This is a genomic window from Pseudomonas fjordensis (genome assembly GCF_976987115.1).
Map to the genome: position 1 here is coordinate 6,665,635 of NZ_OZ336860.1, position 26,809 is coordinate 6,692,443.

General features: G+C 63.0%; 20 protein-coding genes. 5 read left to right on the top strand and 15 right to left on the bottom strand.

Annotated features, from left to right (window positions below; genetic code table 11):
- Positions 1-85: 85 nt before the first annotated feature.
- From ACWHXD_RS30695 to ACWHXD_RS30705, 3 genes are all read left to right on the top strand, one after another.
- On the top strand, positions 86-1,006 hold the full coding sequence (locus ACWHXD_RS30695) for a hydrogen peroxide-inducible genes activator (RefSeq protein ID WP_003195523.1): 921 nt from the start codon (positions 86-88) through the stop codon (positions 1,004-1,006).
- 8 nt (positions 1,007-1,014) lie between these two features.
- The gene (gene recG, locus ACWHXD_RS30700; protein WP_138761998.1) at positions 1,015-3,090 is read left to right on the top strand and encodes an ATP-dependent DNA helicase RecG; all 2,076 of its coding nucleotides are present in this window, start codon (positions 1,015-1,017) and stop codon (positions 3,088-3,090) included.
- A gap of 212 nt (positions 3,091-3,302) precedes the next feature.
- Complete coding sequence (locus ACWHXD_RS30705; RefSeq protein WP_094774741.1) at positions 3,303-4,703, top strand: aminoacyl-tRNA deacylase and HDOD domain-containing protein; 1,401 nt, start codon at positions 3,303-3,305, stop codon at positions 4,701-4,703.
- Between the two features lie 187 nt (positions 4,704-4,890).
- On the opposite strand, the gene ACWHXD_RS30710 is transcribed toward ACWHXD_RS30705, so the two are convergent.
- Together ACWHXD_RS30710 and ACWHXD_RS30715 are read right to left on the bottom strand one after the other, a co-directional pair.
- Positions 4,891-5,367: a DUF6392 family protein gene (locus ACWHXD_RS30710; protein ID WP_138761996.1), complete on the bottom strand. Its 477-nt coding sequence runs from the start codon at positions 5,365-5,367 to the stop codon at positions 4,891-4,893.
- Positions 5,367-6,833: an S-type pyocin domain-containing protein gene (locus tag ACWHXD_RS30715; protein ID WP_138761995.1), complete on the bottom strand. Its 1,467-nt coding sequence runs from the start codon at positions 6,831-6,833 to the stop codon at positions 5,367-5,369. Before ACWHXD_RS30715 ends, ACWHXD_RS30710 begins: the two co-directional genes overlap by 1 nt.
- Positions 6,834-7,356: 523 nt before the next feature.
- On the opposite strand from ACWHXD_RS30715, the gene ACWHXD_RS30720 reads away from it, so the two are divergent.
- On the top strand, positions 7,357-7,599 hold the full coding sequence (locus tag ACWHXD_RS30720; protein WP_057710580.1) for a DUF6124 family protein: 243 nt from the start codon (positions 7,357-7,359) through the stop codon (positions 7,597-7,599).
- 271 nt (positions 7,600-7,870) lie between these two features.
- Here the strand turns inward: ACWHXD_RS30720 and ACWHXD_RS30725 are convergent, their stop codons facing one another.
- From ACWHXD_RS30725 to tagH, 13 genes are all read right to left on the bottom strand, one after another.
- A complete protein-coding gene (locus ACWHXD_RS30725; RefSeq protein ID WP_003195530.1) occupies positions 7,871-8,245 on the bottom strand; it encodes a hypothetical protein in 375 nt (124 codons plus the stop codon).
- 124 nt (positions 8,246-8,369) lie between these two features.
- The gene (gene tagQ / locus ACWHXD_RS30730; RefSeq protein ID WP_003195532.1) at positions 8,370-9,293 is read right to left on the bottom strand and encodes a type VI secretion system-associated lipoprotein TagQ; all 924 of its coding nucleotides are present in this window, start codon (positions 9,291-9,293) and stop codon (positions 8,370-8,372) included.
- 84 nt (positions 9,294-9,377) lie between these two features.
- A complete protein-coding gene (locus ACWHXD_RS30735) occupies positions 9,378-11,090 on the bottom strand; it encodes a formylglycine-generating enzyme family protein (protein ID WP_138761994.1) in 1,713 nt (570 codons plus the stop codon).
- On the bottom strand, positions 11,083-12,267 hold the full coding sequence (locus ACWHXD_RS30740; protein WP_138761993.1) for an FtsX-like permease family protein: 1,185 nt from the start codon (positions 12,265-12,267) through the stop codon (positions 11,083-11,085). Before ACWHXD_RS30740 ends, ACWHXD_RS30735 begins: the two co-directional genes overlap by 8 nt.
- Positions 12,267-12,971, bottom strand: coding sequence for an ABC transporter ATP-binding protein (locus tag ACWHXD_RS30745; protein WP_138761992.1), 705 nt, complete (start codon positions 12,969-12,971; stop codon positions 12,267-12,269). The genes ACWHXD_RS30740 and ACWHXD_RS30745 overlap by 1 nt, the downstream gene beginning before the upstream one ends.
- Complete coding sequence (locus tag ACWHXD_RS30750) at positions 12,971-15,949, bottom strand: serine/threonine-protein kinase (RefSeq protein ID WP_138761991.1); 2,979 nt, start codon at positions 15,947-15,949, stop codon at positions 12,971-12,973. The genes ACWHXD_RS30745 and ACWHXD_RS30750 overlap by 1 nt, the downstream gene beginning before the upstream one ends.
- Positions 15,946-16,665: a PP2C family protein-serine/threonine phosphatase gene (locus tag ACWHXD_RS30755; RefSeq protein ID WP_034129104.1), complete on the bottom strand. Its 720-nt coding sequence runs from the start codon at positions 16,663-16,665 to the stop codon at positions 15,946-15,948. The genes ACWHXD_RS30750 and ACWHXD_RS30755 overlap by 4 nt, the downstream gene beginning before the upstream one ends.
- On the bottom strand, positions 16,666-17,319 hold the full coding sequence (tagF, locus tag ACWHXD_RS30760) for a type VI secretion system-associated protein TagF (protein WP_047712083.1): 654 nt from the start codon (positions 17,317-17,319) through the stop codon (positions 16,666-16,668). It abuts the gene before it with no gap.
- Positions 17,316-20,816 (bottom strand): type VI secretion system membrane subunit TssM, encoded by a 3,501-nt coding sequence (gene tssM, locus ACWHXD_RS30765; RefSeq protein ID WP_138761990.1) that lies wholly within the window; start codon positions 20,814-20,816, stop codon positions 17,316-17,318. Before tssM ends, tagF begins: the two co-directional genes overlap by 4 nt.
- Positions 20,813-22,102 carry a DotU family type VI secretion system protein gene (locus ACWHXD_RS30770; RefSeq protein ID WP_499084986.1) on the bottom strand — a complete coding sequence of 430 codons (1,290 nt, stop codon included), beginning with the start codon at positions 22,100-22,102 and terminating at the stop codon, positions 20,813-20,815. The genes tssM and ACWHXD_RS30770 overlap by 4 nt, the downstream gene beginning before the upstream one ends.
- 6 nt (positions 22,103-22,108) lie before the next feature.
- Positions 22,109-23,443, bottom strand: a complete 1,335-nt coding sequence (gene tssK / locus ACWHXD_RS30775) for a type VI secretion system baseplate subunit TssK (RefSeq protein WP_138761988.1) — start codon at positions 23,441-23,443, stop codon at positions 22,109-22,111.
- Positions 23,444-23,461: 18 nt separating this feature from the next.
- A complete protein-coding gene (gene tssJ, locus ACWHXD_RS30780) occupies positions 23,462-23,971 on the bottom strand; it encodes a type VI secretion system lipoprotein TssJ (protein WP_138761987.1) in 510 nt (169 codons plus the stop codon).
- Between the two features lie 57 nt (positions 23,972-24,028).
- A complete protein-coding gene (gene tagH, locus ACWHXD_RS30785) occupies positions 24,029-25,357 on the bottom strand; it encodes a type VI secretion system-associated FHA domain protein TagH (protein ID WP_138761986.1) in 1,329 nt (442 codons plus the stop codon).
- Positions 25,358-25,750: 393 nt separating this feature from the next.
- Here tagH and tssA point away from each other — a divergent pair, with 393 nt between their 5' ends.
- Complete coding sequence (gene tssA / locus ACWHXD_RS30790) at positions 25,751-26,770, top strand: type VI secretion system protein TssA (RefSeq protein WP_138761985.1); 1,020 nt, start codon at positions 25,751-25,753, stop codon at positions 26,768-26,770.
- The last annotated feature ends 39 nt before the right edge of the window (positions 26,771-26,809 follow it).

Sequence of the window (26,809 nt, forward strand, 5' to 3'; positions counted from 1 at the left end):
CACTCAATCCCCAGCAAAGTTCTGATAACGTGCGTCTATCGATTGCAGCCGGTATGCTTGGCCCGCAACCTCATGGACGCCCGCTATGACTCTTACAGAATTACGCTACATCGTGACCCTCGCCCAAGAACAGCACTTCGGCCATGCCGCCGAACGTTGCCACGTCAGCCAGCCGACGCTGTCGGTGGGTGTGAAAAAGCTTGAAGACGAACTCGGTGTGCTGATTTTCGAGCGCAGCAAGAGCGCCGTGCGCCTCACCCCGGTGGGCGAAGGCATCGTTGCCCAGGCCCAGAAGGTCTTGGAACAAGCGCAAAGCATTCGCGAACTGGCCCAGGCCGGCAAGAACCAGCTGACCGCACCGCTCAAAGTCGGCGCCATCTACACAGTCGGCCCCTACCTGTTCCCGCACCTGATTCCGCAACTGCACCGTGTTGCGCCACAGATGCCGCTGTATATCGAAGAAAACTTCACCCACGTGCTGCGCGACAAACTGCGCAACGGCGAGCTGGACGCGATCATCATCGCCCTGCCCTTCAACGAGGCGGACGTGCTGACCCTGCCGCTCTACGACGAGCCGTTCTACGTGCTGATGCCGGCCTCCCACCCGTGGACCAAGAAGGACACCATCGACGCCGGCCTGCTCAATGACAAGAGCCTGCTGCTGCTCGGTGAAGGCCACTGCTTCCGCGACCAGGTGCTGGAAGCCTGCCCGACCCTGACCAAGGGCAACGACGGCGCCAAGCACACCACGGTGGAATCCAGCTCCCTGGAAACCATTCGCCATATGGTCGCTTCCGGCCTGGGTATTTCGATCCTGCCGCTGTCTGCGGTAGACAGCCATCACTACGCCCAAGGCGTGATCGAAGTGCGCCCACTCACGCCGCCGGTGCCGTTCCGTACCGTGGCGATTGCCTGGCGCGCCAGCTTCCCGCGCCCCAAAGCGATTGAGATCCTCGCGGACTCGATCCGCCTGTGTTCGGTGGCCAAGCCGCCCGTTGCGAGCTAAGCCACGGTATGACTGAGTTGTCGCAGGTGTCGGTGACGGCACTCAAGGGTGTCGGTGAGGCCATGGCCGAGAAACTGGCCAAGGTCGGCCTGGAGAACCTTCAGGACGTGCTGTTCCACCTGCCCCTGCGCTACCAGGACCGCACTCGCGTGGTGCCCATCGGCCATTTGCGCCCTGGGCAGGACGCGGTGATCGAAGGCACCGTCAGTGGCGCCGACGTGGTGATGGGCAAGCGCCGCAGCCTGGTGGTGCGCCTGCAGGACGGCACTGGCGGTTTGAGCCTGCGCTTCTACCACTTCAGCAACGCGCAGAAGGAAGGCCTCAAGCGTGGCACCCGCGTGCGCTGCTACGGCGAGGCACGCCCAGGCGCCTCGGGCCTGGAAATCTACCACCCGGAATACCGCGCCATTACCGGCGATGAACCGCCACCGGTGGACACCACGCTCACGCCGATCTACCCGCTGACCGAGGGCCTGACCCAGCAACGTCTGCGCCAGTTGTGCATGCAGACCCTGACCATGCTCGGCCCGCAAAGCCTGCCCGATTGGCTGCCCCTGGAGCTGGCCCGCGACTATCAATTGGCGCCCCTGGCCGATGCGATACGGTATTTGCATCACCCGCCCGCCGATGCCAATGTGGACGAGCTCGCCCTCGGCCATCATTGGGCCCAGCATCGCCTGGCCTTTGAAGAACTGCTCACGCACCAGCTGTCCCAGCAACGCCTGCGCGAAAGCATGCGTTCCCTGCGCGCCCCGGCAATGCCCAAGGCCACGCGGCTGCCTGCGCAATACCTGGCCAACCTCGGCTTTGCACCCACCGGCGCGCAACAGCGCGTGGGCAATGAAATCGCCTACGACCTCAGCCAGCAAGAACCGATGCTGCGACTGATCCAGGGTGACGTAGGCGCCGGCAAAACCGTGGTCGCCGCCCTCGCCGCCTTGCAAGCCCTGGAAGCTGGCTACCAGGTGGCGTTGATGGCACCCACGGAAATCCTCGCCGAACAACACTTCATCACCTTCAAGCGCTGGCTCGAACCCCTGGGCCTGGAAGTGGCGTGGCTGGCTGGCAAGCTCAAAGGCAAGAACCGCGTGGCCGCCCTGGAGCAGATCGCTGCCGGCGCACCGATGGTGGTGGGCACCCATGCACTGTTCCAGGACGAAGTGCAGTTCAAGAACCTCGCGCTGGTGATCATTGACGAACAGCACCGCTTTGGCGTGCAACAACGCCTGGCCCTGCGCCAGAAAGGCGTGGGCGGGCGCATGAACCCGCACCAGTTGATCATGACCGCCACGCCGATCCCACGCACCCTGGCCATGAGCGCCTACGCCGACCTCGACACCTCGATTCTCGACGAACTGCCGCCAGGGCGTACGCCAGTCAACACCGTGCTGGTCACCGACACGCGGCGCGTCGAAGTGATCGAGCGCGTGCGCGGTGCCTGCGCCGAAGGCCGCCAGGCGTACTGGGTGTGCACCCTGATCGAAGAGTCCGAAGAACTGACCTGCCAGGCCGCCGAAACCACTTATGAGGACCTCACCAGTGCCTTGGGTGAGCTCAAGGTCGGGTTGATCCATGGCCGTATGAAACCGGCGGAAAAAGCCGCAGTGATGGCCGAGTTCAAGGCCGGTAACCTGCAATTGCTAGTGGCCACCACTGTGATCGAAGTGGGCGTGGACGTTCCCAACGCCAGCCTGATGATCATCGAAAACCCCGAGCGCCTGGGCCTGGCACAACTGCACCAGTTACGTGGCCGGGTTGGCCGGGGCAGCGCCGCCAGCCACTGCGTGCTGCTCTATCACCCGCCGCTGTCGCAGATCGGTCGCCAGCGACTGGGCATCATGCGCGAAACCAACGATGGTTTTGTCATCGCCGAAAAAGACCTCGAACTGCGCGGCCCCGGTGAAATGCTCGGTACGCGCCAGACCGGACTGCTGCAATTCAAGGTTGCCGACTTGATGCGCGATGCCGACCTGCTGCCCGCGGTCCGCGACGCCGCTCAGGCCCTGCTTGAACGCTGGCCCGACCACGTCAGCCCGTTGCTCAACCGCTGGCTGCGCCACGGCCAGCAATACGGCCAAGTCTGATCCCCTCCTGTAGGAGCGAGCTTGCTCGCGAAGAACGCCAACGATAACGCGGACATTCTGGGTGATCGCGCCGTCAGGAAGCTCTTCGCGAGCAAGCTCGCTCCTACAGCGGGATCGGCGCGCAGCCAACCTCGTCACAAAGAACACTTATCCGACCAACACCTGTATCAAGCTGGTTATACTCCAATGAATGTAAGAAATTGGATCAGGCCATGTCAGAAGTTGCCCTCGCCACAGCCCCACTGACCGCCCCGCCGGTCATTCGGGCGCTGCTCGCAAAGCTCGCCATCCCCTACACGGAAGTCATCGAACAGCCTGGCCTGAACCCTGCCCGAAAGGTCCAGGCGGTGTTGCTTGAGGATGCGGTTGGCGCGCTCATGGTGCTGTTCCCCCAAAGCCAGTTGCTGGACCTCAACCGCCTCGCCGAACTCACCGGTCGCCGCCTCACGGCCGTGGCCCCCGAGCGTGTCGAGCGGATGTTGGGCAAGCATGACTTGAGCCTGCTGCCAGGCTTGCCGCCACTGACCAGTTCGCCATGCCTGTACGAAGGCCGCTTGCTCAATGAGCCGAGCCTGCTGGTGCATTCGGGCGAAGCCGGGCTGTTGCTGGAAATCCCCACCGACGCCTTCAAGAGCCTGCTCACCAAGGCCAGCGCCGCCCAGTTTGGCGAACCCTTGAGCAACATCCGCCCGAACCTCGACCGCCCTAATGATGACCGCGAGGAAATCACCCAGGCGATGCAAGCGTTCACTGCGCGCCGTATCCAGCAACGCCTGGAAGCGACCATCGAGATTCCGCCGCTGGCCGACACTGCGCAGAAGATCATCAAGCTGCGTGTCGACCCCAACGCCACCATCGACGACATCACTGGCGTGGTGGAAACCGACCCAGCCCTTGCCGCCCAGGTCGTAAGTTGGGCCGCGTCGCCCTACTACGCCTCGCCGGGCAAGATCCGCTCAGTGGAAGACGCCATCGTGCGCGTGCTGGGCTTTGATCTTGTGATCAACCTGGCGCTGGGCCTGGCCCTGGGCAAAACCCTGAGCCTGCCCAAGGACCGCCCGCACCTGTCCACGCCGTACTGGCACCAGTCGATCTACACCGCGGCCGTGATCGAGGGCCTGACCCGCGCCATGCCCCGTACCCAGCGTCCGGAAGCCGGCCTGACCTACCTGGCAGGTTTGCTGCACAACTTCGGCTACCTGCTGCTGGCCCACGTGTTTCCGCCGCACTTCTCGCTGATCTGCCGGCACCTGGAGGTCAACCCGCACCTGTGCCACAGCTACGTCGAGCAACACTTGCTGGGCATCAGCCGCGAACAGATCGGCGCCTGGCTGATGCGCTACTGGGACATGCCGGACGAACTGTGCACCGCCCTGCGCTTCCAGCACGACCCCACGTATGACGGGCAATACGCCGAATACCCGAACCTGGTGTGCCTGGCGGTGCGCCTGTTGCGCAGCCGGGGGATCGGCTCCGGGCCGGATGAATCCATTCCGGATGCACTGCTTGAGCGCCTGGGCTTGAGCCGCGAGAAGGCGGAGGATGTGGTGGGTAAAGTGTTGGATGCCGAGGTGCTGTTGCGCGAATTGGCTTCGCAGTTCAGCCAGGGATAGACCTGCTGCCTGTTACACCGCTATCGCAGGCAAGCCAGCTCCCACAATTGACCGTATTTCAAAGTTGGAACGCGGTCACTGTGGGAGCTGGCTTGCCTGCGATGAATCCAACGCGGTGCATCTGAACGCTCTACGTCTTTGACGCTCGTTCCCACGCGGGGCGAACCAGTTGGGAACAGAACGCAGATCAGTCGTGGTTCTTATCAATCAATGTAAACACCAACGCTTTTACCTGAAAAGTGGAGGTGTACTTGCAAACCAGCTTGGTATTCGGATGTGTGCTTGGATCAAGATGATAGGCATCCCACCCTCCAGTCATACCCCCGGGCTGTGGCATTTTTACAGGAACACCTGATTCTACAGGGACGCCGAAATGCGACCGAATGTCGGATTTCGTCATCGTAGAAGCGAGAGGTTTGGGCAGCTCGCCCTTATATTCCAATGTCGACGGAGTGCTTTTAATCAGAGTGATGAACAGCGCTTCCAATCGCTTGGTTTCTGCCCAAAAACTCAGGGAAAGTCCCCATGCAGGTTCTAAGTGCAGGCGATCCCGCCCGTCATAAAGTTCTTGTAATGGCTGGTTCGGTATCAGCCCTTCGGTAATCAAATCTTCGTAGCGTTTGCCCAGATTTCTGATCCAGCCATTAATAGTTTGCACACTCATCAATACCACCCCTGTTCTTTACTGAGCCTATGCAGTTGCTCCCGAGCCACTTCGACGTCTGCTTCGGTGAAGCCTTCCTCCAGAAGTCCGCGTTTAATCGCATTGAAGTTGCTGTCCACCGCGGCCCTCAGGTCGGAGGCATCCTGCATCTGCTTTGCTTTGGTACTACGCCCGCCGTAGGTCTCACTATATTTTTGGTGGACTCGGGCAGGAATAGCGATGCTTGGGGCTCGCCGAAGGTAATCCCTTATTTCCCGTGGATCCATTTCTCCGTCAAGTTTTAGCAGAACAGCTTCAAGCACTTTACGAGCCGGAAGATGATCGATGTCATAGCCGTCTTTGATGCTGCGACTGCTCAAGTCGTCATATGGCCCAACTTCCAGTGGGTGAACCATTGGCTTGGCAAACACCAAATACAACGGCGGCATACCCGAGTCAGCAGGAAACGAAATGATCGTATCCTGCCAGGTAACTTCGTTAGCTTCCCGGCCAGGGTAGTGGCTGATTGCCGAGTCTTGCCCCACTGCAATCGGATGAACGAACAAATTATCCAGACGTTCCTGTGCACCCGGATACGGACTCGGCGCGTTGACCACCGGCCCATGGTTCGGCGTCCATGTGATGCTGATGCCATCCAGCACCGCCACCATCGCGCTTTTGTCCACATTCCACCGGGCTTGTGCAACCGGCACACGGTCAGCGCCACTGCCAGGTTGGGTATGTAGGCCATAAACACGCAGTTCACCGGACTCATCCTGGCGAAACTGGAAACGCACTCGCGTGCTGGCCAAACGTATCCCCTCCAACTGCTCCGGGGTGTACAGCGTTGAATCACCGATATCCCGTGGCCAGAATGCCAGCAGCACGAGGTTGAGGGCGGAACTGGCGCCGGCCAAGCCTCGTACAGCCCAGGCACCGAGGTCGCTGCCGAGTGTGCCGGCTACCCTGCCGACGGCGCCCGTGCTACCGGTTGAAGCCATGAGGGCGGTGGTGCCGAAGTTTTTGGCGTTTTCCGGGGCGGTGCCCGCAGCTGTAGAACCGGCCGGTACCGAAACGCAGGACTTGGCAAAAACGCAGGCATCAGCGGCACGATTCGACGCAACGGGCGCGGCATAATTCGCAGGGGGCGAGGCGGATGCAGTCGGCCTCATTACAATCGGGGTGACACGTTGAGGTTGGGGACCAAACTCCTGAGATTTGGAACTCTGATTGGCAATCAACTCCGGCGGCGGATCGCATTTGCAGATGCACAGATCACCCTCCAGTGCCGCTTGTTTGCCGTTCCACTCTTCGTGCAAATGAGGGCCGGTAAGCGCGATGAAGCCTTCAGTGCCGCAAGCCGGACAAGCGACCCGGTCACCCTCCCTCGAGATCATTTCGCCGTTGAAACTGGTGCCCTCACAACCGCTGGTTACCTTGCCACCCACCGTGGTGGTTGAACCTGTGGTGATGTTGTAGCGCCTCACATTGGGTTCTCCATGCAGTCGATGAGGTTGGCGTTGGTCGGTCCAACTGGCTGCTGAACTTGAAAATCAATGCTCTTCATGTTTGGTCCTTTTTTAGCGCGCAAGGATGCTCAAACGCGGTCGTTGCGTTGCTATGCAAAAGGAAGGGCGCCGAAATGGCGCAAGGAAGATATTGCTGACGAGCGCAAAGCCAAACAACTGTCCGTTCGGCTAGGTAGTGGGAAAAACAGAAACGTCTTACAAGGCTTTGAGGTTGTCCCTAGGACACTCGACCTCTAGTCTTCGTACACCGCTGCACACGCAGCGGTTGGGCGTCGCGGCCCGGTTTAATCAGACGCAAAGTGCCATTTCCGCTTTCAGATGACGCCTTTTTATCGTCTACTGTGCGGCGTTATGGTGGCTGTGCGCGGGATACCTTCGGGTATGCCGGTTTCCTGATTCCGGTCCGCGAACCTGCGTACAGCTACCACCCGATCGCGTCGCGGCGATCTGTGGCAGCTCCACTTAAATCAGGAAGTTCACGATGATCCAACCTACCCCCCATCCCCCCATCCGCTTGTTCACTGTAGCCGCAGGCATCAGTACCGAAGACCTGTTGGTCAACCTCAGCGAAACACTGGCCTCGGCCAATGCGCTGAGTTGCGATCTGGCCTTTGACCTTGAAGGACCAAAACGAGAGGAGCTGCTGGGCGTTGCGCAGTTAATCGAACTGGCACAGTTGCTAGCTGATCGGGTACTCAATGTCTCGGGGCAAGTAACCCGGTGAGATGACGGCAATACCCCGAGAACCTGGTATGTCTGGCGGTGCGCCTGTTGCGCAGCCAGGGGTAAACCCGCCGCCTGTTACACCGCTATCGCAGGCAAGCCAGCTCCCACAATTGACCGTATTTCCAAGTTGGAACGCGGTCACTGTGGGAGCTGGCTTGCCTGCGATGAATCCAACGCGGAGTCCCTGAACATCCCCCCTCAATGTAGGAGCGAGCTTGCTCGCGAAAAACCTGAGAACACCGCGGGGCGGCAGGCAACCCGCGTCATCGTTACTTCTTTTTCTTCGGCTTCAGATACTTGGTCAGCCCCTGGAACCAGATCACCAGCGCCGGGTTGCCCTTGATCTGGATCGACTTGTCCTGAATCCCCGTCATGAACGCCAGTTGCTTGTTCTTCGCCTGCATCGTGGCGAAGCCGTAGGCGGCATCCTTGAAGGCAATCGCGAAGGCCGGCGCCGGGTGGACACCTGAGCGGCTGGTGATGCGCTGGTCTTTGACGATGAAGTGACGGGCAACCTTGCCGTCGAGGGTCTGCAGCTGGAAGGCCAGGTCTTTGTCACCCAGTTGCTGCTGGAAGGCGGGGTTGGTGCGGCTGGCTTTGCCCATCATCAGGCCCAGCACCCACAGGAGAAGACGAAATTTCATGCACACGGCCTCGGTGTATTTATTGGAGTGGCCGCAGCAGTGTAACGATTTGCAAAAAGAACGCCACCGATCTCGCGCTTTAGGCGCAGATCGGTTGGCGTTTAACGCTTATAGCAACAAGTACTTAAACGTTAGGGCACGGCACTGGCGCCCAGTCGGCCAGGTTTGGATTGCGGCAGGTCGCTTCGATCTGGGTCTTACCCGCACTGGCAACCTGCTTGCTTTCAGCTTGCTTGGCCTGCACGGTCTGGATGCTGCGCTCGGTGGTTACCGCTTCTTTCGGCACTGTCGGCAGCACCGGCTTCTTGGCAGGCTTGACGGCTTTTTTACCCTTGGCCGGAGCGACCACTGGCGTGGTATCGGCGGTGGCCACGGTCACCACATCGCTGCGCTGTACGCCGACCTGTTGCAGATCTTTCTCGTACGCTTGGGTGTAGTTGTTCAGGTCTTCGCTGGCTTTGCCGTTGACCGTCACGATCAGGTCATTGGATTCCTTCAGGCCCGCGACGATTTCCGCCAGGCGCTTGCGGCCTTCGGTGTCGTTGACGGTCTTGGCTTTGCGATCAGCCACCAGCTTGGTGAATGCGCTCTGGTAGCACTGCTGCGAGGCCTTGGCATAGGCGGTGCTGCGGTCGATGTCCGAGGCGCTTTTGTTGAAGTCGGTGGAGTAGGACGCGATGCGCTGGTTGTCATCGGTGATCTGCTTCTGACGCTCGGTGTAGTAACCCGCCGCGCCGCCAGCCAGGGCGCCGCCTGCGGCACCGATTGCGGCATTGCGGCCACGGCTGTCCTTGTCGCCGGTCAGCGCGCCCAGCAGGGCACCGCCGGCCGCGCCGATCGCGGCACCGGTGACGACCGACTTGGTCATGTCCGAATCGGTGGCGCGCAGGTGCTGCACCGGCTCGTAGCAGTTGGGGTAGTACTCGACCTTGGTGCTCGACGCTACCTTGGACGCAGGCGACGTAGCGCAACCAGTCAACACGGTGCTGAAACCAGCTGCGATCAGCAGCAGGTGACGCTTGGAAACCGCCTTACGGGAAAAAAGCATAGATGTGATCTCTGTTAAGTTTGACTTGCCCAGCACGGCCCACCGCCGCCTGAGTCCCTTCCAAGCTCGCTAGACAGCCAACGATCAAGACCGCTGACCGCTCGCTGCGAGCAATTCCTTCAAGATCGTTGCCGGGTCGGCCCGCTGTTGCTTGCGGTAGTTGCCGACATGGCGAACGAACAGTGTCGCGCGCGTCACCAGGCTCTTGCCGAGCACTGGCTTGCGATCCAACTCTTCCTTGATCCGTTGAAACTGCGCCTGGATCACCGCATCGGTGTAGCGCGTGCCGGTGGCCAGGTTGTCGATGTAAATCGCCACCGCGCCGTCCAACGCGCTGCGCCCATTGGTGATGGCCATATCGAACAGCTGCGTGCTGGCCTCGTCCTTGCTGTCCACCGCCTGCTGGCGACTCTTCTGCAGGTTGGCCAGGCGGATGTTGTAGTTGCTGATGGTCTCGGCCACCAACGCCGCCGACTGGATCAGGTTGCCCGCCGCTTCTTCGCGTTGCTGGGCGATCAACGACACGTTGCGCTTGAGCTCTTCGTTGACCAGGCCCAGCTCGGCTTGCAGCTTGGGATCGACACTGGCGGCAATGATGCTGTCCAGGCGCTTGGTCGGGTCCTGGGCGTCGTCGATGGCGTCGGTCAGGGAGGCCAGACGGCCTTCCTTCTGCCACTGGGCGAACAATTCCTTGTAGCGCGAGCGCGGCGCCGACAACGCGCCAATCGCCACGCGAAAACCGGTGGTCTCGTTGCTTTGCTCGGTGCCATCAGCGGCAAACAAGGGGTATTCGCGGCGCATGCCGGTGAACAGCGTGCCCTCGCCTTCCAGGTAGTTGCCGCCCTTGACCACAAAACCGCCGTAGGTGCCCTGGCGGCGGCCGGCGTGGACCAACTGGAAGGATTCCTGGACCATTTCCGCAGCGTTGCCGATCACGTCGAACATGCCGATGGGGTTGGGCAACTTGGTACCGATGGGCATCAACCGCGCCGCCTGGCCGGTGCCGCCGGCCACTTGGTTGAACACGGCGTAATCGGCCAGCGGGCCATCACTTTCACTGCCTTCGGCGCGGCGTGGATACAGCCGGCCTTCGAGGTCCTGGCGGCTCACCGCCTGGCCGCCGCGTGCGGCGTACTCCCACTCCACTTCGGTGGGCAGGCGCACAAAGCCCAGGCCGCCGTCTTCGGCGGACGCACCGCGCCCGCTCACCGGCAGCAGCTCGCGGTGGTATTTCATCAGCCAGGCGCTGTACACCGCCGAAAAACGCTCGGCTTCAAAGCGCGACAGTTTCACCTTGGGCAAACGCCCGGCCATGCCAGTGGGCACGTCACACGCCGGCGCCGGTTCACCGCTGGCCAGGGATTGCGCCTGGGCCATCACCTGGGCGTATTGGCGGGCGGTCACTTCATATTTGCCGATGAAATACAGCATGGGCTTGAGCGGGGTCTTGGCGTCGGTCTTCGGCATCTGCGGCGCGATGACCTTGCTCCAGTCCTTGGGCAAGTCCTTGAGGGTGAACTGGCCGTTGATGAAGTCGCGGCGGTAGCCGGAAATAAACGACTGCTGATAACCCGCCTCGCCTTCGGCAAAGGGGTAGCCCAGGTTGATTTCACGGTCATCCAGGGTGCCCTGGGCCAGGATGTAGGCGTAGCGGAACACCATGTTGCCTTCGCAGGGCAGCGGCAGGCTCACGTCGTCCGGCAACGGCTTGGGGTTGTCGACCTTGTCACTTGCCTCATCGGCCCAGGCCAGCGAGGCCAGGCTCAGCGCCACGCAGGCGCCCAGTAATTTATACATCTCTGATTCCTTCAGAAGCCTGGATACGTGCCACCCGCCAACCACCACAGGCGGCCGCCACGGCACTGACGCCGAGCACCGCCACCAGGGCCAGGCCGTAATGGCGCGCCAACAGGTGGCTGGCGTACTCGCCCGGCACCTGCACAAAAAGCTTGTTCAACGCGGCCTCGGCCAGGCCATACAGCCCAACGCTGAGCACAGCGGCAAAACCCGCGCTGTACAGCGCTTGCAGCAGCACAAACAGCAACAACGCGGCGGTGGAAAACCCCAGCAGGCGCAACACCGAGAGTTCCCGATGCTTGCGCGCCACCGCCGCCAGGGTGCCCGCGAAAATAGCCGCAAACGCCCCGGCCAACGCCAGCCCGGCGATGATCCAGAACACAATCGACAGGTTGCGGCTCAACGATTGCACTTGAGCGATGGTGTGCGCCTGGGTTGAAACCAACAGGTTCTGCCCGGCGAAATACACCCGCAACGGTTCCACATCACTGAGGCTGCGCGCATACAGGCGAAACGCCGGGTAGATACGCTGTTCGCTCACGCTGGCCGCTTCACCGGCCCAACCCAACGCCGGCACCGCACGGCCATCGCGGTAATCTTCCGCTGCCTCCAGCAACCCCAGATCGGCAAACAGGCCCTCGCGAGCGAAGGCTTCCAGCGGCAACACCGCCAGCACCTGCAACCGCGTGCGCTGGGCCTCGACGCGCCCCGCCACCTGCCGCGCAAAGCTGGTTTCCAGCCAGTCACCGGGCCTTGCCGCGAGCTTTTCAGCGGCGGTATGGCTGAGCACGATGTGGTCCAGGCCGTGGGGCATCGGCAAGCCTGCCAACAACGGGTCGCCTGCGGCAGTCGGCAGCATTTCCAGGGTCAAGGTGCCCACCTGCGCCGTGGCTGCAATCTGCCGTGTGCGCGGCACAGCAAAGGCCACATCGCTGCGCTCACCCAGTTGCGCGATAAACGCCGCGCTGAATCGGCCACCACCCAATGGGATGATTTCACGGCTTGCGGGGTCGGTCTCCAAGCGTTCGGTCAAACTGCTAACCAGTCCAAATTTCAGCCCGAATAACACCAGCAATGGCGCGATAACCGCCACCAATGCCAACACCGAACAGGCCGACAGCCACCCATCGTTGCGGTAGTCCTGCCACGCAAGCGAAGCAACCAGGCCGATGCGCATCAGCACGCCTCCCCGAGGGTTGCGGTGACGCCGCCGTCTGGGTCGCGCTGGCAACGGATACGTCGCACCTGCAAGCCACTGGCGCGGGCCAGCGGTTCGTCATGGGTGGCGATCACACAGGCCGTACGGTGTTCGCGGGCCTGGGCCAGCAGCGCCTGCATCACGCGCTCGGCGTTGAGCGGGTCCAGGGACGCCGTCGGCTCATCAGCCAGCACCAGTTGCGGCCCATGGGCCAGAGCCCGCGCACAGCTGACCCGCTGGCGTTGGCCCACCGACAACGCCGCCGGGCGCTTGGCCAACTGATCGCTGATCTGCAACTGCTCAGCCAGGCGCGCCACGCGGCCGTCGTCCTGCAAGCCCAGCAGTTGGCGCGACAGCGCGATATTGCCGCGCACATCCAGAAACCCCAGCAAGCCTCCGGTCTGCGGCACATAGCCCAAGTGCTGGCTGCGCAACGCGGCCAGCGCCGATTGCCGATCAGCACGCCACAGCGCGCCGATGTCCTGTTGGTTGAACGCAAACTGCCCCACCTGATCCGGCGCCAACACCAGCGCCAGCACGTCCAGCAAAGTGCTCTTGCCGCAACCACTGGGGCCGACAATCGCCAGTTGTTCACCCGCGCCCAGCTGCAACGCCGGGATCACCAGGCTATAGCGCTGGCTACCGACACCCCGGCTCTTGTGCACCGCGTTCAGCCTCAACATTACGGCAGCGTCGACAGTGGCACGCGGTACAACGCATCGCCCGGTTCGGCATCGCCGAAACGGACCCAGTTGGCCACGTCGTTATGGAAGGTTTCATACAGGCGGATTTTCGAATCCAGCTCGTCGATAAAGTCTTCCTGCTCGGCCACGCTCAATGACAACCACAGGTCCTGTGTCATGTTCAGCGACTTGCTGCGGTACGGCAGGCCCTCGAGGTATTCACCGAGCAGGCCGCCGTCAGCCAGGTTGCCGCCCTTGCGCAGGGCCTGCGGGTCGCGGCTCATATAGGCCGAGGCACTGGCGATTTCCTGGAAGAAATCCTTGGGCGAGCTTTGGGTCTTGCGCGCCGCATCCACGATCAACTTCAACGATTGTTGCAGGTCGTTGAGTTGCAGTTTGGTCAGCATCACGCACACCTGGAACGCCGGCAGCGCTGGGTTGGTCAGGTCGCGGTCGGCGGTCCAAGCGCTGACCAATTGCGGTGCCTGGCTCGCGGTTTTGCGCCCGAGAAAGTCCATGTGCATGGCATAGCCGACGGCGGCGGACTTGTCCGCCAGACTCGGCGCGGCACTGAGCAACGGCACGGGCTGCGGCGTGTTGCTGCGCACCTGATGCACGAGGTTGGCGAACACCGTGCCGATCTCATCGACGCGCTCACCCAGCTTGCGCACATCGCCGCCTGGCACTGGCGTGTACAGGTCGCCGATCTGCGGGTTGGCGTCGGCGGTGAGGACGCGATACTGGCTCTCGGCGCCGGCATGGGTTTTCTTGCCGGCGTCGGTGCGCAGGTGCAGCGCATAGATCTTGATCTGCTTGCCCAGCGCGGCCTGGCGCACCTCGGCTTCGTTCATCTGGGTGGCGGCGAACGGGTCGTTCTTGCGCAACGCGCCAGCATCGGAAACCAGCAGGATGATGCGCCCGCCGTAGCCGGACCAGTCCATGCCGTCCACCGCCTGCATCACCCCGGCAAACGCGTCTTCGTTGAAGGAGTGACTGGACACCGTCGACGCTTTGACCTGGCGCGCCATATCCAGAAAGCGCTGCGGGTCGCGGCCTTGGTCGAGACTGATCAGGGTCTTGGCGACATACTCAAGGCCCGGGGTTTTCTGAATGCTGCTGCGAAAGCCGACCATGCCGAAGCTGACGCTGTCCAACTCGCCGCGCTCGGCAATGCGGGTTTGCAGCTCATGCACCACGTCGCGAATCTGGTCGATGTAGGGCTGCATCGACACGGTGGTGTCCACCACCAGCACCACGGCCGTGCGGAACGCGTCGGCATGGGCGCTGAGCGTCGGGCTGGCCGGTTTGGCCGTGGCGCGGCTGCCTGGGTCGATGGAAGCCACGTTGAGCAACTGCACCGGTTGGCCGTTGTCGTCGAAGCTCTCTTTGGAATCAAAGATCGGCAACAGGTAGAACTGGTTCTGCGGCACCGCGCTGGCGGTCGGCTCCAGGGCCAGGACTTGCTGGTTGTCTTCACGGTTGTTCTGCGCCTTGGCCAAGGCGCTTTTCGCGGCGGCGGGGTCGGCCAGCAGTTTTTCCACCTCTGCGGGCTGGCGCAGGAACATCACGGGCGCCCGCCCCGAGCGCTCGGTGAACTTGAGCACCAGGCTTTGTTTCCAGTCGCTGACCTGGGAGGCTGGCAGCCAACCGTCGCTGCGACCATCGGTGGCGGCGCCGACGCGTACCCACGGGCTGCCGTCGACGTCTTTGCGCTGGTACACGTAGAGCACGGAAAACGCCGGCAACGCTTTACCCGGCGGGCTCCCTGCGTCCGCTGAAAGCTGGGCGCCAGGTTTGCTGAGTACGCGCTGGAACAAGGTTTTCTTGCCTGCCATCAGCAATGGGCGTTGACCGCCATCCACTTCAGCGACAGCCACCGGTGGCGTCACCTTGGGCACCACGGCGGCTGGCGACTGGGCCGGTTCATCGCCGCCGCTCAACCACCAGTAGCTGGCGCCACCAATGGCCAACGCGACGGCGACCGCCACGGCGGCCAAGGCCAATACCGGCCCACGGCGCTGCTCGGACGGGGCATTGTGCTGCGTCGGCGTGACCACCGCTTGACGCGCTATTGGCTGCGGCTGCGGTTTATCCGTCGGAATATCGACGGTGACAGGGGTCATGCCCGCCAGATCAAAGCTCAATGGAATCGGCAGCGGCCGCACCAGCGTGGCGTCCGATTCATCCGCCGGCAGTTGATCCAGCGCCAACAACAACGCTGCCGCATCTGGATAACGTTCCGCTGGGTCCTTGGCCAACAACTTGCGCAGCACGCCCTGATAGCGCCCATGGTGCACCGGCAATTGCGGCAAGGGTTCGGTCAGGTGCGCCAGCGCGGTGGAGAGCGCATCGGTGCCGTTGTAAGGCAGCTTGCCGACGAGGATTTCATACAGCACCACGCCCAGCGCGTAGAGGTCGGCGCGGCCATCGATCTCCTGGCCTCGCGCCTGCTCGGGGCTCATGTAGCTCGGCGTGCCCACGGCAAACCCGGCCTGGGTGAATTGGGTGCGATCGTCCAACGACTTGGCAATCCCGAAGTCCGACAACACTGCCGTACCATCGGCCCGGAACAGAATGTTCGCCGGCTTGACGTCGCGGTGCACCAGCCCTTGGGCATGGGCATAGCCCAGGGCCGAGGCAATCTGGCGGATCAGCGTCACGCCCTGCTCCGGGGTCAGCCCAGCGGCAATGCGCTCCTTGAGCGTGCCGTTGGGCAGGTATTCCATGGCCATGTAATACAGCTCACCAACGTTGCCGATGTCATGGATGGTCACCGTGTGCGGGTGCGACAAGCGCGCCAGGGTCTTGCCCTCGCGCAGGAAGCGCTCGCAGAAACTCGGGTCGGCCGCCAGCGCTGCCGCCATCACCTTCAGCGCCACCTTGCGCTCCAGCGAGCGCTGGGTCGCCAGGTACACGCTGGCCATGGCGCCTTCGCCAATCTCGCCTTCGATGTCATAACCCGGGATGACAATGTTCATGACGAGACCTTCACGACGAGGGTGGTGATGTTGTCCGGTGCGCCGCGATTGAGCCCCAGGTGCACCAGGCTGCGCACGATTTCATCCGGCGCGTCATGGCTGAGCACGTCGCGGATTTCGTGGTCTTCGACGGTTTTGTTGAGGCCATCACTGCACAGCAAATAGCTGTCGCCGGGCGCGATCAACAGGTCCACCGAGGCGACGTCCAACTGGGCCTCCACACCAATGGCGCGGGTGACGATATTGGAGCGCGGGTGTGTACGGGCGTCGGCTTCGCTGAGCAGGCCGCTGTCTTGCAGGTCTTGCACGTAACTGTGGTCGCGGGAAATGCTTTCCAGCACGCCGTCGCGCAGGCGGTACAGGCGGCTGTCGCCGGCCCACAGGCACACCCCGCGCAAGCCGCGCGCGGCGAACACCACCACGGTGCTGCCCATCATGGTCACGCCACGGTTGGCGGTTTCTTCGCGCACAGCCGCGTTGATGCGCAGCAGGTCGTTGCGCAGCGCCGCCGAGTATTCATCCAGGGAACGGCCCAGCGGCACATGGCGCAGGCTGTCGACGATCAAGCTGCTGACATAGTCCCCCGCCGCGTGCCCGCCCATGCCATCGGCCACCACCCACAAGCGGTTTTCCGGCAGGTCCAGAAAGGCATCTTCGTTGACTTGGCGAACCATGCCCACATGGCTTTTGCTCGCGGATTCGTACGTCACGCCCATCTACACCACACCTTCTTGTCCGAGCAAAAACTGCGCAAAATCGCTGGCGGCAGGCAGGCCCTGGCACCGTAATAAACCGGGGGAGATACGCTGCGAACCTCGCCCCCACCACAGGCTTGCGCCCTCGCACGCCTGTTCGGCCAGCGCGGTCATACGCTGGTGCGGCACGGTGGCTGCCACCCTTTGCAGGCCGGCGAAACGGCTGTCCACCGCACGCGGCTCGCTGGCCGGCACACCCAGCTCGTCGAGCCCGGCATTGAAGCCTTCGAAGGTTGCGCCGCTGTCCAGGGTGCTGAGCAACAAGGTTTCAGCCTGCTCGAACCAGGCGTCCGAACCGCCCACCAGCGACGCCGGGTTAGTGTCGTGATCCAGCAAGGTCACCACCGCCAGCGGAAAGTACCGCCCGACCCGGTCAATGCTCGGCATCACCACGCCCGCCGCCGCATCCGGCCCGCACACGCCCGGCGCCAGCACAAAGCGCCATAACGGGCTGACCAGGTACGCATTCAGCCAGTCAGCGCCCAGGCTGTTCTGGCTGGCGAGCAAACCCGCCGCCAGCCAGCTGTCCCATGGGCCGATAAAACTCTGGGGCAAGGCGCGGCTGACAAAGTCGCCGCGGCTGGCCAACTTGCCGTAAAAACCCAGGGTCGTCATAGCCGCTCCGGCAGGCTGAAGCCGCTGAGCACTCGGCTCTTGAACGGGTTGAAGGCACTGTTGGCGCGCAACTCGTAGGCGATGCTCGCGCCATCGACCCGCAGGCGCAGGTTGAAACGGTCCGGCGAGTTGCCTGCCGTGAGGTCCGATTGCTCCAGCAGGCGGAACCAGGCCCAAGGGCCGTCCAGGGTGATGCCGGAGCGACCACTGGCCGACGGCGGCATGATGGAAATACGCACCACGCCAATGCTGCCGGGGTTCGGCCATTGCATCGCTACTGGGCGGCTCGGGCCGTGGTCGTAGCTCAGTTGCTGGCCGTCCAGGTCCAGCAGGAACTGGGTGATGGTGGGGTCCATCGACACCGGCTTGAGCTCGAAACGCACGATGGGCTGGGTGCCACCGGAGCGGAAGAATGCGTCCCGAATCGTCGCCGCACGCTGGAAGGTTTGCAGCACGCCCGGCGCAATCCCCAGCTTCTGCGCCGCCCCCGGTTGCCAGCGCCAGGTCTGTGCCGACGTGTCCACATAGGGCTGCAGGTATTTGCGGAAGTAGTTGTCCATCACCCCGCCCACGCCGAAGAACTGGCCGAAGTCATCCAGGGTGGCGTCCCGCGCACTGCCCGGCGACATCGGGTAACGCCCGGCCAATGACTGGCGATACACGTTGACCACTTCACTGACCCAGGCGGCGTTCAGCTGGTTACGCACCCCGCCCATCATGCTGTTGGTGGTGGAATTGACCACCGACTTGACCATGCCCTGCACCAGCGGCGGCTGACGCTCGGCGTTCAGGCTGACCCGCGTGGCCGCTGCCGACGCCTGGTTCTTGGCCTCGCCGAGCAAGGCATCGCCGCTGGCACCGACCATGGCGCTGACCTGCACATACAGTGCATTCATGTCCGACAGCAGGCCGTCGATGGCCGCCGGTTCGCCTTCGTTTTTGCTGACGATGCTGTTGAGTTCGGCAAAGTGCGCAGTCACCGGATCATCCGCCGGCGCCGGGGCATTCGCCGTCGGTTGCGCCTCGCCCAACAAGCTGCCGAGGCGCTCCTTGAGCTTGTCCACGCCGCCTTCCACCGGCACGCCTTTGGCGGCCAATTGGCGTTCTTCGGCTTGCAGGTCGGTTTCCCTGGCGACCGCCACCAGCAGCTTTTTCAACGGCGAGGTCGGCCCGGAAATCACCCGCAGCACATCGGCGGCCTGGGCCACGCTGGTGATCGGCACAAAGTCGATGTCAGCGAGCAACGCGTCCCACTGGCGCTGGTAATCCTGGAAGTACAAGCGGCGCACGTCAGCGGCCAGGCTCACCACGTTCTGCTGGTCGGCCTGTTCATGGCCCAGCACCCATTGCTCTTCGGCCAGGGTGCCGGTCTGGTTCAGGCTGCTAAGCAAGAACGCCTGGCGATAGCCCTTGGCGGTGAAGAAACCACTCAACGGCTCGCCCAACGGCTTGCCGCTCTTGCGGCTGAACACCAGCGCGGCATCGCGGCCAGCGGCCTCATTGAGCCGAAAGTCCGGGATACCCTCGGGCAGCTTCTGGCGCTTGACCCGGTCGTACACGCGCTGGGCCACCGGCAGTTGCTGCAATTGGCGACGCAGGTCGTCGATCAGGCGTGGGTCCAGACGTGCGCTCGGCGGGTGGCGTTCGAACAGCGCCTGCAAGTGCCCGGCCAGGGCCTGGCGCTGGTCGGCCGGCAGGTCGCGGGGCAGGTTGCGGTCCCAGTCCAGGGCGATCCACGCCTTGATGAAGTCCGGGTCGTAATGCTCGGTGTCGGCGAGCATCAGGTAAGCCTTGAGGCCCTCGTAGAGGAAGTCGGAATTACCGCCGCCGTGCAGTTGTTCTTCGATACGCGTCACCAGGCGTGGTGCGAAGACCGCGATCAACAGTTTGCGGTACACGCTGGCGGACTCGGCTTCGAGCATATCGCCCTGGTACAGCCCCAGCCCTTCGGACCAGCTCGGCGAATCGCCCGCCAGGTTCTTCACGGCGTTGAGCAATGGCAGCACGGCAAGCACTTCCCGCTGTGCCGGGCTCAGGTTCTGGACGGTCTGACCCAGGGGCGCGACCTTCTGATCGACCTGGGCGATATACGCCTGGTTGGCGCGATAGCTCACCCACCACAGGCTGCTGACCACCACCACCAGCGCGACGGTGGCCGCCAGTACGCCACGGGCGATACATTTGCGGCGCCGCTCGACTTTCGGGTTCACCCCCACCAAGCCGCGCTCGGCAAAGGCCACGGCGGTGAAGAGTTTTTCGATGAAGTAACTGCGCCCGGTGCCGCTCTGGCGCGCCAGGTGCTGGCGGTCCAGGTTCATGCTCTGGGCCATGGCACCGATCAGGCGGTCAATCGGGCTGCCTTCCTGTGTACCGCTGGTGAAGTACACGCCACGCAGCAACACGCGCTCTTCAAAAGCATTGGGTTTGAACACGCCTTCGAGAAAGCTTTGCAGGCAATCTTTCAACGCGCCGAACTGCTGAGGGAAACCGTAGATCAGGTCGCGTCGTGCCGGGTCGCGTTCCTGTTGCAGGCGCTCGACCAGGCGTTCGTTGAGGCGCTGCTCCAGGCCGGCGAATTCGCTTTGCAGGTGCGCCAGCGGGCTGTCGCTGTTTTTGCCGTCGTCCAGGGCAAAGGTCATGCCCCACACCTGGGCGCGCTCTTCCTTGCTCAGGTTGTCGAAGAACTCCATGAAGCCTGGCACCAGGTCGAGCTTGGTGAGCATCAGGTAGATGGGGAAACGCACGCCCAGTTGCGTATACAGCTCCTGGATGCGCAAACGAATCGCGGCGGCATGGGCGGCGCGCTCGGCGTCGGTGCCCAACAACAGATCCGAGAGGCTGATGGCAATAAACGCACCGTCGATAGGCCGGCGCGAACGCTGCTTTTTCAGCAGGTCGAGAAAGCCCAGCCAGGCGGCTTTATCCACCGTGGAGTTGCTGTCCTGGGTGGTATAGCGGCCAGCGGTGTCGAGCAATACGGCCTGGTCGGTAAACCACCAGTCGCAGTTGCGCGTGCCCCCCACGCCGCGCACCGCACCAGCGCCCAATTGCGCCGCCAGCGGGAAATGCAGCCCGGAATTGACCAGCGCGGTGGTCTTGCCCGAGCCCGGCGGGCCGATGATCACGTACCACGGCAACTCGTAAAGGTTGCGGCGCTCATCGCCGCCCAACTTGGCTTTTTTCAGCAGTGCCAGGGCTTCATCCATACGCTGGCGCAGCGTCGACAGCTCTTCGGCAGTCGCAACGCTGTTGGGGTCGACCGGGGTTTCTGCGGCCAGGCTGCGCATCACTTCGGCGGCCTGGCGACGGGCCTGGATGATGCGGAACACGCGGTAGGCCACCCACAGCGCAAACACCAGCACGATCAGCGCCCAACGGCGCCCTTCGGGCACCAGCACGTCCAGCAGCGGGCCAACAAACCAGATGATCAGGCTCAGGGCAATCAGGCCCAGCACGGGAATCACCCAGCGAATCATGAAACTGAAAAACGCCTTCACTCGACGCCCTCCGCCAATACGGTGATTTCAACCCGACGATTGCGGGCACGGCCTTCAGCAGTACTGTTGGTGGCCAGCGGCTCGGTGTCGCTGCGGCCTTCAGCACTGAAACGCTCGGCCTGGCCGGTCTTGGCCGCGAGAATTTCCAGCACCGACTTGGCCCGGGCTTCGGACAACGCCCAGTTGGACGGGAAGCGCAACGTGGCAATCGGGCGGTTATCGCTGTGCCCGGTGACACGCACCTGGCCCTTGACCTTGCGAATGGCGTCAGCGATGCGCAGCATCAGCGGCTGGTAGTCATCGACGATGCTGGAGCTGGCCGAGGCGAATAGCTCATCGCCACGAATGGTCACGACAGAGCGGTCAACCTTGTCTTCCACCGCCACGCGTCCGGCCTTGATGTCGTCGGCCAGGAACCCGGCCAGGCGCGGGCGCTCGATCACTTTGGGCTGCACCACCGGACGGTCGATGGCCTGCACGGGAATCTCGCCCAGGGCATGGATGTTCTTGAACACCGGCTCGGCATCCGCCGCCAGTTTCAGGCGCAGGCCGAACAGCAACGCCAACAGCAGCGCCAAGCCAATCGCCACGGCGATCCATGGCGGCATGAATTGCGCCAGGCGATCACGGGCAACCGTCACACCGCGCCAGTGCGGCGACAGCTCACGCTCGTGCTCGCCACGGGCGCTGCGTATCGCTGCGACGGTGCGTTCGCGCAAGGCTTCCAACTGGCTGCGCCCGTCGGTCATCACGCGGTAACGCCCTTCAAAACCCAGGCACATGCACAGGTACAACAGCTCCAGCAGGTACAGGCGTTCCCGTGGGCTTTGCAGGCAGTGGTCAAGCAACTGGAAAACCTTTTCGCCGCCCCAGGCTTCGTTGTGCACGGTGATCAGCAGGCTCTGTTTACCCCAATCGCTGGTGCTGCCCCACGGCGTGCTCAGCACCGCTTCATCCAAGGCGGTGCACAGCGCGTAACGGGCCAACAGCACTTCGTTGCGTGCCACGCCGGCGGCTTCGGCGCGCTCTTCGAACTGGCGCAGGTACGCCAGCAACTGCGCACGCAGGCTGGCCGGTGCGGGATGGGCAATGGTGTTGCGCAACCGCGTCAACAACGCCAGCAACGGGCCGGCAGCGCTTTCCAGCGGGTTGAGGCCTTGGCTCTTGCCGGTGAGGATCGGCGCGGCCGGCATCGCCAGCGGAGCCGGTTCGGCACGCGCGGGTGCAGGTTCTCGGCCACCCGGGCGCGGCATGAACTGGGTGCGGTCATCATCATTGGGATGCATCGCCAATTATCCTCGGATCGCCCAGAAGGCCAGGTTCAAGCCCGGGAACTGCCCGGCGATATGGAAGGCGAAACCGCCGGAATTATTCAGCTGCTGCCAGTGCTCGCTGCCACGGTCCAGCTCGTAGTAGGTGCTGCCGGCGTGGTAAGGCAATTGGCGTGGTGCCACCGGCAACGGCAGCAGGCCGATGCCCGGCAGTTGCAGGTTGACCATGTCGCGGATGTGTTCCACGGAGCCAACCTTGCTCTGCTGGCCGAAGCGCGCACGCAGGGTTTCGCCGGGCACATCGGCGCGCACCACGAGGATGAAACTGGCGTTGTCGAGCAGGGTCTTGTCGGCCAGCATCGCCACATGGATGCCGTAGGCTTTCTCCACGATCGGGATCGGCGTGGCCTTGCTGTCGATCAGCATCGACAGCGCCTCACGCAGGGCCGCCATCACCGACATGTAACTCAGGGCCAGGTCGTCGTGCTGGTACTGCGGGTATTCCTGGGGGCGGCGGCCGGAGGTTGAGAAGGTAGAAAACTCACCGGCCAGGCTGACCAGTTCGCTGAAGAAGCGCTCCGGGTGCAACGGGCTCAACTGGCTGAAGTGCTGAATCAGCGGCTGGGCGCGGTTGACCAGTTGCAGCAGCATGAAGTCGGCGATCTCCGAGGCACCACCAGCCCCCGAGGCCACCACGCGACCGGCCAGGGCTTCGCCACGCTGGTGCAACAGGCCCAGCAGTTCGCTGCGAAAGGCCGTCAGCGGTTTGCTCGCGGACACGTCCAGCACCGGCGGGATGTAGGTGTCATCGAGCACCAACGCGCGGTCGGCGCGTTTTTCCTTGATGCGTACCAGGCCGATGGCGGCGTAGTCGCTGATGCCATCCTGCGCTGTCAGCAGGCGCAATGCCCGCGACCCCACGGCCACCGGTGCACGGTTTTCGAACGGGGCGTTGTCGTCGCGCACTTCACGCACCTGGCTCACGTAGCGGGCGGCTTCCAGGGCCTCGCCCTCGCCCACCGTGTCACGGGCGCCGGCGCGCTTGAGCGGCAGGGCCAGGTACACCAGGCCGTCGCGCAGGTTGTCGTCGATGTTCAACGGGCTCGGCGCCAGGTCATCCTGGGGAATATTGAACGGCGTGCCATCGGGCAGCAGGCCGCGGGCCGACACAATCGCCAGCTTGCCCTGGGCCAGCAGGCCCTGGTCGATCAGCAACTCGGAGAACCCCCAGGCACCCGCCGACAACGGGCGGCTGCGGGCGTCGATCAGGTTTTCCAGGTAACGGTCATGCTGCTGGAAGTGCTGCGTTCCGATGAACATGCCTTCCGACCAGACCACGCGATTGTTCCAGGACATGGGGGCTCCGATTGCTTGTTATTGGGCTGGGCTGGATGGGGAAGCCACGACGTCGGCGCGCACGGCATGCACGTCGAGGCTGATCTGGTATTCGCTGTATTCGCGCGGCGGCACGTTGATGACGGCGCGCCATTGCGCACGGTCCAACTCGCGGTAGCCCACCAGCAGGCCGATCTGGCGCGTGGAGGGGTCGAGGTCGCGCTGCACGCTCAGTTGTTGGCCGGGCTGCACCATCACTTCGTCCTGGTCCAGCAAGTCCAGGCCGAGGGTGGATTGCGCACGGTCCGCCAGGGCGAAGTAATCGGAGCGTGAAAAGGTCGCGGCGTTTCTCAATTCGAAAATGCGCACCCGCACCGGCGCGGCCTGGCCGTTGACACCGGGGTTAAGCCCGGCAATCGCGTGAAAATGCAGCTCAACGGCGGCCGTGTCAGCTTCGGCCTCGGCAGCCGCCTGGGGCTTGGCAGTGTCGTTGGCACACGCCGTCAGCAGCAGCGCGGTAGCGGCTGCGAGTAAAAACCTGGGAATCATCCTGCGTCCTCAATGACGTATTTAGCTATCCGTTTTATCCATGAGTGCGAGGCGTTTTCAGCCTCGCTGTCGTGCACTGTGTTCTTCGTAGGCCCGGCTGAACTCGCGACCGAACAGGTCCTGGAAATCGTCCTGGGCCTCGCGGGAAATATTGCTGTAGAGCTCGGTGAACTGCTGCCAGTACTGGGCCTGGCGCGAACCGTTGAACAGACTCGAGAGGCCGCCGGGTTTGCCCATGCGCTCCTCCAATTGCGCCGGTTCAAAGCGCGTGAGCAGGTGCTTGATCGCCGCTTCCACGCCAGCCATCACGGCCAACTGGTGGGCGCGCAGGTCGTCGAAACTGTCACGTACGGCGAGGTCCGGCGCCATGAATGCCTGGTTGCCATGACGCAGCAACAGCAGTAACGCTTCATCGGCATTCGGGGCGAATTTCAATGGGTTGTTTTCGGCGGGGCGGATCATCGTCTGCTGCATGCGGAACTCGCCCTTGAGGCTGGCACGCGCACGCAATACGTCGATCAAGCCCTCGACCATCAGCCGATAGCTGCGGCCGATGCTTTCCATCTGCGCGCAGGCGTCGGCTTTGTCCAGGCGCAACTGGTCCAGGCCCGCACCGCGCAGGAAGGCCTGCAAAAGGTCCGGTTGTGGCTCGGCATTGGCCACGGGGAGCGCAACAGGCTCAACCACAGGTGGCGGCGGGATGATCGGGTCTGGGGCGGGCGCAGCATTGACCACGGGCGCGGGCGCGTCGCCGAACAGGTCCCAGTCTTCGGGAATCACCGCGCCTTGCACCGCCGGCTTTTCGGGCGCCGATACGACCACCGGAGCCGGGGGGCGAAAATCGTGTTGCTCGGATGGCACATGGTCCGCCACGGTGGGCGGCGGCACGGCGGTGGGGCTGAGGAAGTCGAACAGGTCGGGCAGGGTTTCCATGGCCGAGGCGCCCTGGAACTGCGGGGCGATCATCGGCGTGGGCGCAGGCTGGCTCACCACGGCGCCCATCAGCGCTTCAAAGCTGTTGGGTGAGTCACCGGCAAATGGCTGGCTGTCGATGGCCTGCACATTGAAGTCGATACGTGCCTGGATTTCGTAATCACCGATGCGGATCAACTCACCGTCTTGCAACGGCTCGCTGTTACCGCGACGCATACGAATACCCGCCTTGACCAATTCCACACCATTGGTGCTGTTATCGGTTAAGTAGTAACGGCCATCTTTGTATTGAATAACGCAATGTTGCGAAGAGACGAGACGCTCAGGGTCGGGCAATACCCAGTCATTGTCAGAACTGCGGCCAATAGCCATCACGCCCTGATCCATGGACTTTTCGGGGCATTGCCCAGGGGTAATCTTGTGATAACTAGTGATAGTCAAACACAGCGACATCTTGCCTCCTTGCTGATACATCGCGCGCAGCCTACCCAGGAGGCAGTGCCACCCTGGAGAGTCCCGTCCTGTCGTACAAACGACCGCCAAAATCTGCTTTTACCAGCATGATCGCTGATCTTAACTGGCTTCCATGACAAAAATCCGCTCTGGGCGCGCCTTTCGACTCGCCAGTCGCGCAGGTTGTTAAACACCGCACATCTGTCACAGAGGGCGAATAGCTTACCTTGACAAGCCATAAGTACTACACCAAAAATGCACAACTTCTTGAACATCAGTGATGGCGCAGTAGTGGCACGCTGAGTATATGACCAAGAAAACATGCAAAGTTCATTACGCAACTAGTGCATGCATTGCCCGCCGTCCAGCGGGCCGATAAGGAGATCGAATTCAGTGGATGTGCCGTTGCTGCTCACCGCCGTTTCCGCGACGTCGCCCTGTGGCGAGGACATGGAATATGACGCGCAATTTCTGCAGTTGGAACGTGATGCCAAGGGCCAACCCGAACGCAGCATGGGCGACTCGATCCTGCCCGCTGAGCCGCCCGAGTGGCGCAGCATCCAGCAGCAAAGCCTGGACCTGTTGCAGCGCAGCAAAGACCTGCGCATCACCCACTTTCTGCTGCAAAGCACCCTCGCCCTCCAGGGTGTGGCCGGGCTGGCCGAAGTCCTCACGCTGATCGACGCCTTGCTGCGCCAATACTGGGCCGAGCTGCACCCGCGCCTGGATGCCGACGATGACAACGACCCCACCGTGCGCATCAACGCCCTTACCGGCCTGACCTGCGAGACCAATATTCGCCTGCTGCGCGAAAGCATCCTGACGCGCTCGCGCACGTTCGGGCCCGTGACCCTGCGCGCAGCGCTCAACGCCAGCGGCCTGCAAAGTTTCACCGATGAGCAGTTGGGCAACCAGCAACTCAATGCCGCGTTCCTGGACAGCGACCCCGAACAACTGCAAGCCACCCGTGACGCCTTGAGCGCGGCGCGTGCGGCGTGCGAGGCCATTGAGCAACAGGTCAATGACCAAGTCGGTTCCGCCCAGGGCGTGGACCTCAGCGCCTTGAAGCAGCCGCTCAAACAGGCCCTGCAACTGCTCAACCAAGCGGTGCCAGGCACCGACAGCAGCAGCGATCCCGAGGCCGTCAGTGAAGACAATGCCCCCTCGGTCGATAACGCCGCCGCGCCCGCAGCCCCTCGCCCTTCTGGCGACATCGCCACCCGCGACGATGTGCTGCGCAGCCTCGACAAAATCCTCGCGTACTACACCCGCCACGAGCCTTCGAGCCCGCTGCCGGTGTTGTTGACCCGAGCCAAGAATCTGGTGCATGCCGACTTTGCGGCCATCGTGCGCAATCTGATTCCCGATGGCATGTCCCAATTTGAAAACCTGCGCGGCCCCGACAGCGAGTAAGCCGCCGGACCGTGCAGTAACAACACCGTCGCTCAAGCG

Bases quoted from the DNA above. Each gene is read 5' to 3' on its own strand.
- ACWHXD_RS30695 (WP_003195523.1), top strand. From the start codon at position 86: ATGACTCTTACAGAATTACGCTACATCGTGACCCTCGCCCAAGAACAG.
- recG (WP_138761998.1), top strand. From the start codon at position 1,015: ATGACTGAGTTGTCGCAGGTGTCGGTGACGGCACTCAAGGGTGTCGGT.
- ACWHXD_RS30705 (WP_094774741.1), top strand. From the start codon at position 3,303: ATGTCAGAAGTTGCCCTCGCCACAGCCCCACTGACCGCCCCGCCGGTC.
- ACWHXD_RS30710 (WP_138761996.1), bottom strand. From the start codon at position 5,367: ATGAGTGTGCAAACTATTAATGGCTGGATCAGAAATCTGGGCAAACGC.
- ACWHXD_RS30720 (WP_057710580.1), top strand. From the start codon at position 7,357: ATGATCCAACCTACCCCCCATCCCCCCATCCGCTTGTTCACTGTAGCC.
- ACWHXD_RS30725 (WP_003195530.1), bottom strand. From the start codon at position 8,245: ATGAAATTTCGTCTTCTCCTGTGGGTGCTGGGCCTGATGATGGGCAAA.
- tagQ (WP_003195532.1), bottom strand. From the start codon at position 9,293: ATGCTTTTTTCCCGTAAGGCGGTTTCCAAGCGTCACCTGCTGCTGATC.
- ACWHXD_RS30735 (WP_138761994.1), bottom strand. From the start codon at position 11,090: ATGTATAAATTACTGGGCGCCTGCGTGGCGCTGAGCCTGGCCTCGCTG.
- ACWHXD_RS30740 (WP_138761993.1), bottom strand. From the start codon at position 12,267: ATGCGCATCGGCCTGGTTGCTTCGCTTGCGTGGCAGGACTACCGCAAC.
- ACWHXD_RS30745 (WP_138761992.1), bottom strand. From the start codon at position 12,971: ATGTTGAGGCTGAACGCGGTGCACAAGAGCCGGGGTGTCGGTAGCCAG.
- ACWHXD_RS30750 (WP_138761991.1), bottom strand. From the start codon at position 15,949: ATGAACATTGTCATCCCGGGTTATGACATCGAAGGCGAGATTGGCGAA.
- ACWHXD_RS30755 (WP_034129104.1), bottom strand. From the start codon at position 16,665: ATGGGCGTGACGTACGAATCCGCGAGCAAAAGCCATGTGGGCATGGTT.
- tagF (WP_047712083.1), bottom strand. From the start codon at position 17,319: ATGACGACCCTGGGTTTTTACGGCAAGTTGGCCAGCCGCGGCGACTTT.
- ACWHXD_RS30770 (WP_499084986.1), bottom strand. From the start codon at position 22,102: ATGCATCCCAATGATGATGACCGCACCCAGTTCATGCCGCGCCCGGGT.
- tssK (WP_138761988.1), bottom strand. From the start codon at position 23,443: ATGTCCTGGAACAATCGCGTGGTCTGGTCGGAAGGCATGTTCATCGGA.
- tssJ (WP_138761987.1), bottom strand. From the start codon at position 23,971: ATGATTCCCAGGTTTTTACTCGCAGCCGCTACCGCGCTGCTGCTGACG.
- tagH (WP_138761986.1), bottom strand. From the start codon at position 25,357: ATGTCGCTGTGTTTGACTATCACTAGTTATCACAAGATTACCCCTGGG.